We start from the raw sequence: 14589 nt of genomic DNA, 5'->3' as shown, positions 1-14589 counted from the left end.
ATGTCCACCCGCGAACACCCGCCGACGTCCCCACCACAGACCGCGGCTGAGACCGACCCGGTCTGCGGGATGACCGTCGACCCGGCCACGGCACTCACCGTGGAGCACGGTGGACATCAGGTCCGCTTCTGCTCCGAGCACTGCCGCGACCGGTTCGCCGCCGACCCGGCGAAGTTCGCCCCCGGTGACGTCCAGGCTGAAGCCCAGCCGGACCATGAGAACCCCCGTGACGAGTCCACGGCCAGTGAGTGGACCTGCCCGATGCACCCGGAGATCCGCCGGTCGGGCCCGGGAGCATGCCCCATCTGCGGCATGGCACTCGAACCAGTGGACGTGAGTGCACAGGCCGGCCCCAGCCCCGAGCTGGCCGACATGACTCGCCGCTTCTGGCTCGCGGTCGCCCTCACCATCCCCGTCGTCATCCTCGAGATGGGCCGCCACCTCATCCCGTGGCTGGACCGCGCGATCCCAGGTCCGGTCTCCATCTGGGCCCAGCTCGTGCTGGCCACGCCTGTGGTGCTGTGGGCCGGCTGGCCGTTCTTCGTCCGCGGCTGGGAGTCCGTGCACAGCCGCAACCTCAACATGTTCACCCTCATCGCGATGGGCACCGGCGTCGCCTGGCTCTTCAGCGTCGTCGCCACCCTCGCGCCCGGCATCTTCCCCGCCTCGTTCCGCGCGGCGGACGGCACGGTCGGTGTCTACTTCGAGGCTGCCGCAGTCATCACCACGCTCGTCCTGCTCGGCCAGGTCCTCGAGCTTCGTGCTCGCGAGCAGACCTCCGGCGCCATCAAGGCACTCCTCGACCTCAGCCCCAAGACCGCACGACGACTGGCCGAGGACGGGACGGAGGCCGAGGTCCCGCTCGAAGACGTGCACCTGGCAGACCGCCTCAGGGTCCGGCCCGGCGAGGCGGTCCCCGTCGACGGCACCGTCGAGGAGGGGCGCTCCGCCGTCGACGAGTCGCTGGTGACGGGCGAGTCCATGCCGGTGACCAAGACGACCGGCGACACCGTCATCGGCGGCACCATCAACGGCAGCGGCGGGCTGGTCATGCGCGCCGAGAAGGTCGGCCGCGACACGATGCTCGCCCGCATCGTCGCCATGGTCGCCGACGCCCAACGCTCCCGCGCACCCATCCAGCGCATGGCCGACAAGGTCTCGGGCATCTTCGTGCCGATCGTCATCGTCATGGCCGTCGTCGCGTTCATCATCTGGGCGCTGGTCGGGCCCGAGCCCAAGCTCGCCTACGCCCTCGTCGTCGCGGTCGCCGTCCTCATCATCGCCTGCCCCTGCGCCCTCGGACTCGCCACGCCCATGTCCATCATGGTCGGCGTCGGTCGCGGAGCTGGGCTGGGCGTCCTGATCAAGAATGCCGAGGCCCTCGAGCGGATGGAGAAGGTCGACACCATCGTCCTGGACAAGACCGGCACCCTCACCAAAGGCCGACCCACCGTCACCGCCACCGAACCGGTCGGCGACCGCGCACCCGACGAGCTGCTTCGCCTCGCCGCCGCGGTCGAGCGTGCCTCCGAGCACCCCCTCGCCCATGCGATCGTCGAGGCCGCCACGGACAAGGGTCTCGAGATCCCGTCGGTCGCCGACTTCGACTCCCCGGTCGGCAAGGGCGTCACCGGCACGGTGGAGGGACACCAGGTCACCCTCGGCAGCGCCGACTTCCTCACCTCCCAAGGAATCGACACCACCGCCACACACGGTCACGCCGACCAGCTGCGCGGCGACGGAGCAACCGTCATCCACGTCGGCGTCGACGGCCAGGCTGTCGGCCTGTTCGCCATCGCCGACCCCGTCAAGGAGAGCACCCCAGCCGCGCTGCAGGCGCTGCGCGAGGACGGCATACGCGTCGTCATGCTCACCGGCGACAACCGCGTCACCGCCCAAGCCGTCGCCCGCACCCTTGGCATCGACCAGGTCGAGGCCGAAGTCCTGCCCGACCACAAGGCCGATGTCGTCACCCGGCTGCGCAGCCAGGGACGCGTCGTGGCCATGGCCGGCGACGGCATCAACGACGCCCCCGCCCTCGCCGCAGCGGACGTCGGCATCGCCATGGGCTCCGGCACCGACGTCGCCATGGAAAGCGCCGGCATCACCCTCCTCAAGGGCGACCTCACCGGCATCGTGCGCGCCCGCCGCCTCTCCGAGAAGACGATGGGCAACATCCGCCAGAACCTGTTCTTCGCCTTCGCGTACAACGCCGCCGGAATCCCCATCGCCGCCGGCGTCCTCTACCCCGTCTTCGGTCTGCTCCTCTCGCCGATCATCGCCGCCGCCGCCATGTCCTTCTCCAGCGTCAGCGTCATCGGCAACGCCCTACGCCTCCGCGCACAAGAGATCGCCTGACTGTGGGTCGCTGCCTGAGACGCCCAACCACGTCACCAGAGGGTCGAGCGCATCCCCGACCTCTGTGAACAAGTGGGGGCCGGGAGTCCTCGACCATGCACCTGGCGGGGTGGGATCGAGGTTCTCGCGCTGGACGGCTCTGCCGGGTTCAAGACCGCCACCCCGAAGAACTGACCGACGCGTGGAAGGCCCGGTATGTGCCCGCCGTGACTGAATGACTACACTGAGTGATACTGTGCGCCCGAGAATTCACAAACCTGCAGCTCACCATTACGTGGTTGATCACTCTGAGTAATGAGGGGGTGGGTGTGATGCCAGGTCGAGGGACCACCAGGGTGGAGTCGCTGCCCAACATCGGGCCCAAGCTCGCCGCCGCCCTGCGGCAGGTCGGGGTGCCGGACGCCGAGACCTTGCGCGCCCGCGGGGCCGAGGCCGTATGGCGCGAGCTGCGGTCCGCCGGCTTGTTCGACTCGGCCATGTCGCTGCAGGCCCTCGAGGGCGCGGTCCAGGGGATGCGCTGGCACGACCTGGACCGCACGCTGCGCGCACGGCTGGTGGCCCTCGCCGCCGACCCCGACGGCACCGGCGACCCCGACCGCACCGCGGACCCCACCGGCACCGCGTCGGCTCCCGGGCAGCCGTCATCGCCCACGTAGCGTCCCCGGGTGGAACACTGGCTGCATGACCACACCTGACTCCGTCGCTCCGGCCGTCGCCGTGCCGGTCGCGCTGGCCATCGCCGGCTCCGAGGCCACCGGTGGCGCCGGCGCCCAGGCCGACCTCAAGACCTTCCAGGCGCTCGGCACCTTCGGCATCACGGCACTCACGTGCATCGTGTCCTTCGACCCGAAGGCCGACTGGGGGCACCGGTTCGTCCCGGTCGAGCCCCAGGTCATCGCCGACCAGCTCGAGGCGGAGTTCGCGGCATACGACATGGACGCGGTGAAGATCGGGATGCTGGGGACGCCCGCCACGATCGAGACCGTCGCGCGGGTCCTGCGCGAGCAGCGACCGCAGCGGCTGGTCCTCGACCCCGTCCTGATCTGCAAGGGGCAGGAGCCGGGGGCGGCGCTGGACACGGACACCGCGCTCAAGGAGCAGGTGCTGCCGCTCGCGGGCTTCGTGACGCCCAACCACTTCGAGACGATCTCGCTGTCCGGGCTGGACGCGATCGACGACGAGGACGACCTGGCCCGCGCCGCCACGATCATCCACGAGCGCTCGGGGGCCGTCGTGCTGGCCAAGGGCGGCGTCCGGCTCGCCGGTCCCGACGCGGTCGACGTGTTCTACGACGGCACCACGCTGGAGGTGCTGCGGACCCCCAAGGTCGGCGAGCTGGCCGTCAGCGGGGCCGGCTGCACCCTCGCGGCGGCCGTGACGGCCGAGCTGGCCAAGGGGGCCGAGCCGCTGGAGGCCGCCCGCACCGCCAAGGACTTCGTCACCCGGGCGATCCAGCGGCGGATGCCGTCCCGCGCACCGTTCGAGGCCGTCCGCCAGGGCTGAGCGTGGAGGACCGATGCCGGAGACGAGCGCCCGAGGCCACGGCCGGGTCGCCCGCCTGGCCGTCGTCGGCACCCTGGGTCTCGTCGTGTGGTCCGTGGTCGCCCTCGTCACGGTCTACCTGCAGCACGACCAGGGGATGGAGCAGCAGCTCAAGCACGCGAAGGTGACGCGGGTCGTGTCCGGCGACAGCCTCGAGATCACCTCCGTGCGCCAGCGACTGACCGTGCAGCTGGTGGCCGTGCAGGCCGCCGACCCCGGAACGGGCTGCCTAGCCGACCCCGCCCGAGACGCGCTGCAATCGCTGGTGCCGGTCGGCTCGACGGTGTCCATCACCGAGGTGCGCGGCGCCGTGCCCCGGCCGGGCCTGCTGGCGGCCACCGTCAGCCGCGACGCCCGACCCGTCGAGGTCGAGCTGATGCGCACCGGCCTGGTGGCGGCCAGCGGGCTCGATGCCCCCGGCCTGCCCGACCTGCACCGCGCCGCAGACGACGCCCGGGCCGCCGGCGTGGGCTTCTACGACGGGCGGGAGCCGTGCACGGTCCCCGGCCAGGTCCACGACGCCGTCGCCCGGGTCGAGGTGGCCATGCCCGACCTCCAGCAGCCGGGGCCGCCGGCCGCGACGGAGGGAGCCCGGCTCGACGAGGCCCTCGTGGCCGCCACCCGGCTGCGCGCGCGGCTCGCCCCGAGCCCCGCGCCGCCCACGTCCTCCGACGCCGCGCCACCCCCGCTCCCGCCCGAGTGGCGGGCGCTGTCCGGCAACGACGTGGCCCTGCTGCGCGCCCGGCTCGACGCTGCCATCGTCGGGGGCCAGGCGGTGCGGCTGGCGCTGGCGGCCGGCACGACGCGCTGACGGCCCCCTCAGTCGGTGGCGCTGCCGGGGTGGGCCAGCAGGCGTTCGACATACTTGGCCAGCACGTCGACCTCGAGGTTGACCGGATCACCGATCCCCTTGTGGCCCAATGTCGTCAGGCCCAGCGTGGTGGGGATCAGCGACACCGAGAAGGTGTCCTCGCCGACCGCGCTCACCGTCAGCGAGACGCCGTCGACGGTGATCGACCCCTTGTCCACGACGTAGCGTGCAAGAGCCGCCGGCAGCGTGAACGTCACCACCTCCCAGCGATCGCCGGGCTCGCGCGCCAGGATCTGCGCCGTCCCGTCCACGTGCCCCTGCACCACGTGGCCGCCGAACCTGCCCCCCGCCGCCATCGCCCGCTCCAGGTTGACCCGGGACCCCGGCCCGAGCGCCCCGAGGCTCGACCGCCGCAGCGTCTCGGCCATCACGTCCACCCGGAACCTCTCCTGGTCGTGCTCGACCACGGTGAGGCACACCCCGTTGACCGCAATCGACGTGCCGTGCTGCGCGTCGGCGACCACGAGCGGCCCCCGCACCGTCAGCACCGCGCTGTCCTGCCCGTGCTCGATCGACTCGACCGTGCCGAGCTCCTCGACGATCCCCGTGAACACCCTGGCCTCCTGTCCGTTGGCAGCCGGATCAACCTAGTCCACGCGGCCCGACCGCGTCCTGGCAGAGCCCCGGTGGGGCGGTGGCGCGCCATACCCTGGGGATCATGCGAGCCGAACGCCTCACCGACAGCCTTTGCTACCACGGGGAGGGCCCCGTCTGGTGGCCCACCCAGGAGCTGCGCTGGGTCGACATGCTCGCCGGCGACGTCCTCAGCCGCAGCCTGGACGGGCGGGTCGAGCGCACCCACGTCGGCACCGTCGCGGCCTGCCTGCGCCCGCGCGAGGGCGGCGGCGCGATCGTCGCGCTCGAGCACGGCCTCGCCACCACCCACCGCGACGACCTCACCGAGCTGGTCGAGCACCCCGACGTGGTCACCGACCCGGGCATCCGCTTCAACGAGGGCGGCTGCGACGCCGCCGGCCGGTTCTGGTGCGGGACGATGGCCTACGACCAGCGCGAGGGAGCCGCGACCCTCTACCGCTTCGGCCCAGCGCTCGAGCCGTATGCCGCTCTCGAGGGCCTCACCGTCGCCAACGGCTTCGACGTGAGCCCGGACGACCGGCTGGTCTACCACGTCGACACCTCGACCGGAGAGGTCAGCTGCTTCGAGCTGGACGACGACGGGCAGGTGCAGGACCGCCGCACCTTCGTCGACGTCGGCGACCTGCACCCCGACGGCCTCACGGTCGACGCCGAGGGCGGCGTCTGGGTCGCCATGAACGGCGCCGGCGTGGTCCACCGCTACAGCCCCGAGGGGCACCTGGACGCCGAGGTGCAGGTCGGCGCGCGCCAGGTCACCGCCTGCACCTTCGGCGGGGAGGACCTGCGGACGCTCTTCGTCACGACCTCGCGGGAGGGGCTCGGCGAGGGGGACGACCCGGCCGCCGGCAGCGTCTTCTGCGTCGACCCCGGCGTCGTCGGCCGACCCGTCCGGGCGTGGCGCGGGTGAGCACCGGCGTCACCTTCCTCGTCGCCGGACTCGGCCTGCTGCTCGGAGCGTTCCTGCCGCGCGCGCTGCGCGAGCGTGCCGTGTCCGCGCCCCTGGTCGTGCTGCTCGTCGGCGTCGCCGCCGGCTGGCTGGTCCCCGGGGACGAGCCGATCGCCCCCGTGATGCAGGAGGCCGTCACCCAGCACGTCGCCGAGGTCTGCGTGCTCGTCGCCCTCATGGGCGTCGGCCTGGCCATCGACCGCCCCTTCGCGTGGCGGTCCTGGCGCCCGACCTGGCGGCTGCTCGGGATCGCGATGCCGTTGTGCATCGCCGCCGTGGCCCTCCTCGGGTGGTGGGCGCTCGCGCTGTCCCCCGCGGCGGCCATCCTGCTGGGTGCCGCGCTGGCCCCCACCGACCCGGTGCTGGCCTCGGACATCCAGGTCGCCGGCCCGTCGGTGAGCGACCAGGAGGAGGAGTCCGAGGAGCACCCGACCCCGGCCGAGGACGAGGACGACGAGGTGAGGTTCGCGCTGACCTCGGAGGCGGGCCTCAACGACGCGCTGGCCTTCCCCTTCGTGTGGCTCGCGCTCTACCTCGCCACCGCGGGCCCGATCGGTGAGTGGGGGTGGCACTGGCTGGCCTACGACCTGGTCCTCAAGATCGTCGTCGGTGCGGCCATCGGGCTCGCGGGCGGCTGGGCCTTCGGCAAGGTCGTCTTCCGGTCCCGGTGGGAGACGCTGCGGCTGGCGGAGGTCGGCGAACCGCTGCTCGGCATCGCGCTGGTGTGCACGGTCTACGGCCTCGCCGAGATCGCCCACGGCTACGGCTTCCTCGCGGTCTTCGTCGCCGCGCTGGCGCTGCGCCACGCCGAGCGCGGTCACGCCTACCACGGGCGGCTGCACGACGCGATCGAGCACCTCGAGTCGGTGCTCACGCTGCTGATCCTGCTGCTGCTCGGCGCGTCGCTCTCCTCCGGGCAGCTGGCCGACCTGAGCTGGCAGGGCGTCGCCGTGGGGCTCGCGCTGGTGCTCGTCGTCCGGCCGGTGTGCGGCTGGGTGGCGCTGCTCGGCACCCACGAGCTGCAGCCCCGCGAGCGAGTCGTCACGGCGATCTTCGGGGTGCGTGGCGTCGGGTCGATCTACTACCTGGCCTTCGCCACCGCCCAGCACCACTGGCCCGAGGAGCGCACCCTGTGGGCCACCGGCACCGCCGCGATCATGGTGAGCGTCGTGGTGCACGGGACCCTCGCGACCCCGATGATGCGCCGGCTCGAGCAGCGACGCGAGGCCGGCCTGCGCGTCTGAGCTCGCCGACCGGCGACGCGCCGACTGGCCAAGGGCCGACCGGCCAGGCGCCGACCGGCCGGACGCCGCTGACCGACCGTGCTCCCCTCAGCGGGAGTCGCCGGGCGCCTCGGGGTTGTAGGGCTGCTCCAGCGGCAGGCGGACCCCGCCGATGGTGGGCTGGAACCTGCTGCCCAGCTGATTGACCGCCAGCCGCCCCACCAGCTGCTGGCGGGTCGTGGTGCGCTCGGCGCGCCCGGTGGACAGGAACGCGATGGCCCAGTGGAGCAGCGTCGTGATGCGGTTCTTGAACCCGACGATGTTGATGAGGTGCACAAAGAGCCAGGCCAGCCAGGCCGGGACCCCGGTCAGCTGCACCTTGCCGATGCTCGCGATCGCGCCGAACCTGCTGATCACTGCCATCGAGCCGCGGTCCTTGTAGTGGAACGGCTCGGTGATCCGGTCGCCGGCCACGTCGGAGGCGATGACGCGGGCGGCATACTGCCCGCCCTGGATCGCGACCTGAGCCACCCCCGGCAGCTTGTCCAGGCTCATCATGTCGCCGACGACGAAGACCTCGGGGTGGCCCGGCAGGGTCAGGTCCGGCTGGACCGCCACGCGGCCGGCGCGGTCCACCTCGGCGCCGGTCTGCCGGCCGAGCTGGGCGCCCAGCGGGCTCGCCTGGACCCCGGCGGCCCAGACCTTGCAGCCCGCCTCGATGCGCTCGGTGGTGCCGTCCTTGAGCTTGACCGTGACGGACTGCGAGTCGAGGTCCGTGACGAGGGCGTCGAGCTTGACCTCGACCCCGATCCGCTCCAGCTCGGCGCGCGCCTTGCCGGACAGGTGCTCCCCGAAGGAGCCCAGCACCGCCGGCGCCCCGTCCAGCAGGATCACCCGGGCCTGGGTGGGGTCGATGCTGCGGAAGTCGCCGCGCAGCGTCTTGGTGGACAGGTCCTTGATCTGGCCGGCCATCTCGACGCCGGTGGGACCCGCACCCACGACGACGAAGGTCATCAGCCGGTCGCGCTCCGCCGGGTCGTTCGTCAGCTCGGCCACCTCGAAGGACCCGAAGATGCGGGCCCGCAGCTCCAGCGCGTCGTCGATGGTCTTCATGCCGGGCGCGAAGACGGTGAAGTGGTCGTTGCCGAAGTAGGACTGACCCGCGCCGGCCGCCACGATCAGGTAGTCGTAGCTGAACGTCGACTCGTGCTGCAGCGCCTCCGCCGTGACCGTCCGGGCCTCGACGTCGATCGCGGTGACCTCGCTCATGAGGACCCGGACGTTCTTGTAGCGCTTGAGCACCTCGCGGGTGCTCGGGGCGATCTCGCCCGGGCTGAGGATGCCCGTCGCGACCTGGTAGAGGAGCGGCTGGAAGAGGTGGTAGACCGTCTTGCCGACGAGCGTCACGTCGACGTCGACGTCCTTGAACGCCTGCGCGGCGAAGAGGCCGCCGAAGCCGGAACCGATGATGACCACGTGGGGGCGGGTGCGAGCCATGTCACTCAGGCTAGCCTCGCCTGCCTGCCCGCGGCGCGCCGAGCGCGCGCGGATCTCGTATGCCGACCCCGCGCGCATCTCGTATGCCGACCCGCGCGGCATACGGCTCACATGCGCTCGGGGGTCTCCACGCCGAGGAGGTCGAGGCCCTGCACCAGGGTCCGCAGCGTCAGGGCGCACAGCGTCAGCCGGGACTGGCGGGTCTGCTCGTCGTCGGCCTTGAGCACCGGGCACTGCTCGTAGAAGGACGAGAAGGCCTGGGCGAGCTCGAAGAGGTAGGTGCACAGGCGGTGCGGCTCGCTCAGCTGCCCCACCTGCGCGACGACGCCGCCGAAGTCGAGCAGCGTGAGCGCCAGCTCACGCTCGCCGGGCTCGGTGAGGACGATGGGGGCGTCCTGCTGCTCGGGGTCGATCCCGGCGGTGCGGAAGATGGAGCGGATGCGGGCGGTGGCGTACTGCAGGTAGGGGCCGGTGTTGCCGGTCAGCGCGAGCATCCGGTCCAGGTCGAAGACGTAGTCGGAGTCGTGCGAGACGGACAGGTCGGCATACTTCACCGCGCCGATCCCGACCATCCGGGCGATCTCGGCGCGCTCGTCCTCGGGCAGCTCGGGCCGGGCGCCGTCGATGTAGGCGCGGGCGTGCTGGACGGCCTCGTCGAGAAGGTGCATCAGCCGCAGCGGGGCGCCGGAGCGGGTCTTGAGGATCTTGCGGTCCTCCCCGAGGACCGAGCCGATCTTGACGTGCTCCACCTCGACGCGCTCGGGGAGGTAGCCCGCCCGCCGCGCGGTCTCGTAGACCATCTGCAGGTGCAGGCTCTGCGTGACGCCGATGACGTAGAGGATGCGGTCGGCGTGCAGGTCCTCGACGCGGTGCTTGACGGTGGCGACGTCGGTGGTGCCGTAGCCGTAGCCGCCGTCGGACTTGCGGATGAACAGCGGCACCGGCTTGTCCTCGCGGCCGGTGAAGCCGGGCAGGAAGACGACCAGCGCGCCCTCGTCGTGGGTGGCGATCCCCTTGGCCTCGAGGTCCTTGCAGATGCCCGCGAGGTCGTCGTTGTAGGTGGACTCGCCCGCGAGGTCCGCGTCGGTGAGCGTCACGCCGAGGGTCGAGTAGACCTTGTTGAAGTAGGTCTTGGACAGGTCGTAGAGCGCGCCCCACAGCCGCAGCGTCTCGGGGTCGCCGGCCTGCAGCTTGACCACCCGGGCACGCGCGCGCGTCGCGAAGTCCTCCGAGCTGTCGAACTTCTGGCGGGCCGCCTGGTAGAAGGCGTTGGGGTCGGTCTGGACGACGCGGGCCTCGTCCGAGTCCTCGCCGACCTCGAGCAGGTGCTCCACCAGCATGCCGAAGGGGGTGCCCCAGTCGCCGACGTGGTTCTGCCGGATGACGTGGTGGCCCAGGTGCTCCAGGGTCCGTGCCAGCGCGTCGCCGATGATCGTGGTCCGCAGGTGCCCGACGTGCATCTCCTTGGCGACGTTGGGGGCGGAGTAGTCGATCGGGATCACCTGCCGCTGCTGCGTCGCCACCCCGAGCCGCGGGTCGGTCTGCGCGGCCAGCGCCTGCTCGGCGAGCCACCCGTCGGCGAAGGTGATGTTGACGAAGCCGGGCCCCGCCACCTCGGCCGCGCTCACCAGCTCGCCCGCGTCCAGGTGGTCCACGATCGCCTGCGCAACGTCGCGCGGCTTGCGCCCCAGCTTCTTGGCGAGCGCCATCGCGGCGTTGACCTGCACGTCGGCGAACTGGCTCGGTCGCAGCACCGGGTCCGCCCCACGGACCTCCTCGCCGAAGGCGGCGACGAGGGCGGACTGCACGGCCGGGGTGAGGGCGTCGATCGGGGCAACCATGGGTGCAAGGTTAGTGGCGGCGCGGGGGAGTCCACGACCGCGTTCCACCGCCCCCGTCACGCGGCGTTCACGCGGACCCGGTTGGATGGGGGTGACCCGTCGTCGACCCCGCGGAGCTGGCCATGGAGACCGTGCACGAGACCGCCCCCCGCATGCGGATCGCGGTGCTGACCAGTGGCGGCGACGCCCAGGGCATGAACGCCGCCGTCCGCGCCGTCGTGCGCACCGCGCTGCACCTGGGGGCGGAGGTCTTCGTGATCTACGAGGGCTACCAGGGGATGGTCGACGGTGGGGACGGCATCCGACTGGCCGGCTGGGACGACGTCGGCAACGTGCTGCACCGGGGTGGGACGGTCATCGGCACCTTCCGCAGCGCGGACTTCCGCGAGCGAGCAGGCCGTATGGCGGCCGCCGCCCACCTCCTCGAGCACGGCATCGACCGGCTGGTCGTCATCGGGGGCGACGGCTCGCTGAGCGGGCTGGACCTCTTCCGTCAGGAATGGCCGGGGCTGCTCGCCGACCTCGTGGAGCAGGGCCGGATCAGCGCCGCCACGGCCGCGGCGCACCCGACACTCATGATCGCCGGCCTCGTCGGCTCGATCGACAACGACCTCGTCGGCACCGACATGACGATCGGCGCGGACAGCGCGCTGCACCGGATCGTCGACGCCATCGACGCGATCGCGAGCACCGCGGCCAGCCACCAGCGCAGCTTCGTCGTGGAGGTGATGGGGCGGCACTGCGGCTACCTGGCCCTGATGAGCGCCATCGCCGGCGGCTGCGACTACGTGCTCATCCCGGAGCACCCGCCCGCCCCGGGCTGGGAGGAGCGGATGTGCGCCGAGCTGCGGCGCGGTCGCGCGGCCGGGCGACGCGACTCCATCGTCATCGTCGCCGAGGGGGCCCAGGACCGGGACGGCCGACCGATCACGGCGGCCTACGTGCGGGACACCATCGAGCAGCGGCTCGGGGAGGACACCCGGGTGACGATCCTCGGCCACGTGCAGCGGGGCGGGCGGCCCAGCGCGTTCGACCGCTGGGCGTCGACCTGGCTCGGTTACGCCGCCGCGCACGAGGTCCTGTCCGCGACGGCCGAGACGGTGGCCCCGGTGGTCGGCATACGGGGCAACCGCGTGGTCACCGTCCCGCTCGTCGAGGCGGTCGAGCGCACCAGGGAGGTGCCGGCCGCCATCGCGAGCGGCGACTACGCGCGGGCGATGGCGCTGCGGGGCGGGTCGTTCACGGAGATGACGCAGATCTTCACCGAGATGAGCGAGCCGCCGACGCCGCAGGTCGACGGGACGCCCCGGCGCATCGGGATCCTGCACGCCGGCGGTCTCGCCCCCGGCATGAACACCGCCGCCCGGGCCGCCGTCCGCCTCGGGCTCGACCGCGGCCACACCATGCTGGGGATCCAGGGCGGCTACCCAGGGCTGCGGGACGGCGACATCCGCGAGCTGGCCTGGGGCGACGTGGAGGGGTGGACCGCGATCGGCGGCGCCGAGCTGGGGGTCCGCCGCAGCCTGCCGGAGGTGGAGCACCTCTACCCGATCGGGCGGGCGCTGGAGGAGCACCGGGTGGACGCGCTGCTCGTCATCGGCGGCTGGAACGCCTACGTCGGCGCCCAGACGCTGTGGCAGGAGCGGGACCGCTACCCGGCGTTCCGGATACCCATGGTGTGCGTGCCCGCCTCCATCGATAACAACCTGCCGGGGTCCGAGCTCGCCGTCGGCGCGGACACCGCGCTCAACGCGATCGTGGACGCGCTGGACCGGATCAAGCAGTCCGCGTCCGCACGCCGGCGCTGCTTCGTCGTGGAGACGATGGGCCGCTACTGCGGCTACCTCGCGCTGATGGGCGGCCTCGCCGGGGGCGCCGAGCGCGTCTACCTCCACGAGGAGGGCATCACCCTGGACGACCTGCAGCGGGACGTGCAGCGGCTGCGGTCCTCCTTCGACGCGGGGCGCCGGCTCTTCCTCGCGGTGCGCAACGAGCGCTCCTCGGAGCAGTACACCCTGGACTTCCTCGCCCGGCTCTTCGACCAGGAGGGGCAGGAGCGGTATGACGTCCGCCAGGCGGTGCTGGGGCACGTCCAGCAGGGGGGCGACCCGTCACCGTTCGACCGGATCCTGGCCACCCGGCTGGTCGCTCACGCGATCGACCTGCTGACCGGGGAGCTGGCCGCCGGTGGGCAGGAGGCGCAGCTCGTCGGCCTGGTCCGCGGTCGCGTCCGGGCCACGCCGCTCGCCCGGATGCCGGAGCTCATGGACCTCGTCCACCGGCGTCCCCGGGACCAGTGGTGGCTGGACCTGCGGCCGGTCGTCCGGGCGGTGTCGGAGCCGGGAGCCGCTGCGCCGACGGGGCTCTGAGGCCGGCGGGGCCGTGCGTGGTCGGGGCCTCTTCAGGCCTCTGACCTGCGCGGATGCCGCGACCGGGGGTCCGGCAGATTTTCTGGGGATCGGGGGTTTGGGCCCAGCAGGGGGTGGGCAAGTGATGACCAGCGAGGCGCCGCTGCCCCATCCGGGGACGGTGGCAGCCTGCACCGGCAACTACTGGTAACCAACGAAAGGCGGAACCCCAGCATGGTCAGCAACGAGCACATCGAGCAGATCCTCGGCGGAGTCGTCGTCGACAACAACGGCGACAAGATCGGCAAGGTCGGCGACGTCTACAACGACGACCGCACGGGCCGCCCGTCCTGGGTCACGGTCAACACCGGCCTGTTCGGCACCGCTCACACGTTCATCCCGCTGGACGACGCGCAGGTCGAGGGCGACACGGTGCGCGTGCCCTTCTCCAAGGACAAGGTGAAGGACGCTCCCCGCGTGGACGCCGACCGTCACCTGGACGCCGACGAGGAGCGCGAGCTCTACCGCTACTACGGCCGCGACTACGACGAGGGCTACGACGACCGCCGCGGCGTTCGTGACCACGACGGCGACGCTGACGCCGGTGTGGCCGGCACCGCCGGGCTCGCGGGTCGTCGCGACGACCACGGCGCCGACCACGGTGCCGACGGCGACGCGGACGCCATGGGCCGTGGCGGCGACCACGGTGCCGACGGCGACGCGGACGCCATGGGCCGTGGCGGCGACCACGGTGCGGACGGCGACGCCGACGCTCGCCGTGGTGTCGCGGGCCGCGGCGACGGCACGATGACGCGCTCCGAGGAGGAGCTGCGCGTCGGCACCCGTGAGCGTGAGGCCGGCACCGTCCGCCTGCGCAAGCACGTGCGCACCGAGCGCGAGACCGTCGACGTGCCCGTCACCCACGAGGAGGTTCGCGTCGAGCGCACCCCCATCCGTGACGGCCAGGCCGGCAACGCCCGCATCGGCGACGGCGAGACCGCCGAGGTCCGCCTCCGCGAGGAGGAGGTCGTCGTCGACAAGGACGTCGTGGCCAAGGAGCAGGTCTCCCTGGGCAAGGAGCGCGTGACGGAGAACCAGCGCGTCACCGAGGACGTCCGCAAGGAGGAGATCGAGGTCGAGCGCGAGGGTGGCGTTCGCGGGACCGACGCGGGTCGTGGTGGGGTCGGCAACGACCGCGACTACGACAACGACGGCAAGGTCGGCCTCGGCGACAAGATCAAGGACAAGCTGGACCGCGACAACGACGGCAAGGTCGGTAGCTGACCCAGCTGACGTACCGTCGGGGGTGATCCCACCCTCGGCCGTATGCCGAGCACCGCAACCGCCCGTTTCCCCGATCAGGGGA

The 14589-nt window shown here is 72.3% G+C and carries 11 protein-coding genes; 8 read left to right on the top strand and 3 right to left on the bottom strand.

The genetic code is table 11. From position 1 onward, the window contains the following. The first annotated feature begins 69 nt into the window (after positions 1-69). The 4 genes from ADJ73_RS04255 to ADJ73_RS04240 all read left to right on the top strand — a co-directional run bounded on the left by ADJ73_RS04255 (position 70) and on the right by ADJ73_RS04240 (position 4711). Positions 70-2358, top strand: coding sequence for a heavy metal translocating P-type ATPase (locus tag ADJ73_RS04255; RefSeq protein WP_050347241.1), 2289 nt, complete (start codon positions 70-72; stop codon positions 2356-2358). A 335-nt stretch (positions 2359-2693) separates the two neighbouring features. Continuing rightward, positions 2694-3014, top strand: a complete 321-nt coding sequence (locus tag ADJ73_RS04250) for a TfoX/Sxy family DNA transformation protein (RefSeq protein WP_050347240.1) — start codon at positions 2694-2696, stop codon at positions 3012-3014. Between the two features lie 25 nt (positions 3015-3039). Further along, the gene (locus tag ADJ73_RS04245) at positions 3040-3861 is read left to right on the top strand and encodes a hydroxymethylpyrimidine/phosphomethylpyrimidine kinase (RefSeq protein ID WP_050347239.1); all 822 of its coding nucleotides are present in this window, start codon (positions 3040-3042) and stop codon (positions 3859-3861) included. A 13-nt stretch (positions 3862-3874) separates the two neighbouring features. After that, positions 3875-4711 carry a hypothetical protein gene (locus ADJ73_RS04240; RefSeq protein ID WP_050347238.1) on the top strand — a complete coding sequence of 279 codons (837 nt, stop codon included), beginning with the start codon at positions 3875-3877 and terminating at the stop codon, positions 4709-4711. Between the two features lie 8 nt (positions 4712-4719). On the opposite strand, the gene ADJ73_RS04235 is transcribed toward ADJ73_RS04240, so the two are convergent. Next, a complete protein-coding gene (locus ADJ73_RS04235; protein WP_050347237.1) occupies positions 4720-5325 on the bottom strand; it encodes a riboflavin synthase in 606 nt (201 codons plus the stop codon). 104 nt (positions 5326-5429) lie between these two features. On the opposite strand from ADJ73_RS04235, the gene ADJ73_RS04230 reads away from it, so the two are divergent. Both ADJ73_RS04230 and ADJ73_RS04225 read left to right on the top strand, forming a co-directional pair. After that, positions 5430-6275, top strand: a complete 846-nt coding sequence (locus ADJ73_RS04230) for an SMP-30/gluconolactonase/LRE family protein (RefSeq protein WP_050347236.1) — start codon at positions 5430-5432, stop codon at positions 6273-6275. Next, positions 6272-7558 (top strand): cation:proton antiporter, encoded by a 1287-nt coding sequence (locus tag ADJ73_RS04225; RefSeq protein WP_050349251.1) that lies wholly within the window; start codon positions 6272-6274, stop codon positions 7556-7558. Before ADJ73_RS04230 ends, ADJ73_RS04225 begins: the two co-directional genes overlap by 4 nt. Before the next feature lie 87 nt (positions 7559-7645). Here the strand turns inward: ADJ73_RS04225 and ADJ73_RS04220 are convergent, their stop codons facing one another. Together ADJ73_RS04220 and argS are read right to left on the bottom strand one after the other, a co-directional pair. Further along, entirely contained in the window at positions 7646-9034 is a 1389-nt protein-coding gene (locus ADJ73_RS04220; protein ID WP_156188106.1) for an NAD(P)/FAD-dependent oxidoreductase, read from the bottom strand. 107 nt (positions 9035-9141) lie between these two features. After that, positions 9142-10875 (bottom strand): arginine--tRNA ligase, encoded by a 1734-nt coding sequence (gene argS, locus ADJ73_RS04215; RefSeq protein WP_050347235.1) that lies wholly within the window; start codon positions 10873-10875, stop codon positions 9142-9144. A 122-nt stretch (positions 10876-10997) separates the two neighbouring features. On the opposite strand from argS, the gene ADJ73_RS04210 reads away from it, so the two are divergent. Continuing rightward, positions 10998-13244, top strand: coding sequence for a 6-phosphofructokinase (locus tag ADJ73_RS04210; RefSeq protein WP_050347234.1), 2247 nt, complete (start codon positions 10998-11000; stop codon positions 13242-13244). Between the two features lie 213 nt (positions 13245-13457). Continuing rightward, entirely contained in the window at positions 13458-14507 is a 1050-nt protein-coding gene (locus ADJ73_RS04205; RefSeq protein ID WP_050347233.1) for a DUF2382 domain-containing protein, read from the top strand. Positions 14508-14589 lie beyond the last annotated feature (82 nt).

The sequence above is a fragment of the Arsenicicoccus sp. oral taxon 190 genome (assembly GCF_001189535.1).
GTDB lineage: Bacteria > Actinomycetota > Actinomycetes > Actinomycetales > Dermatophilaceae > Arsenicicoccus.
This window is presented reverse-complemented; position numbering and strand designations above follow the sequence as displayed.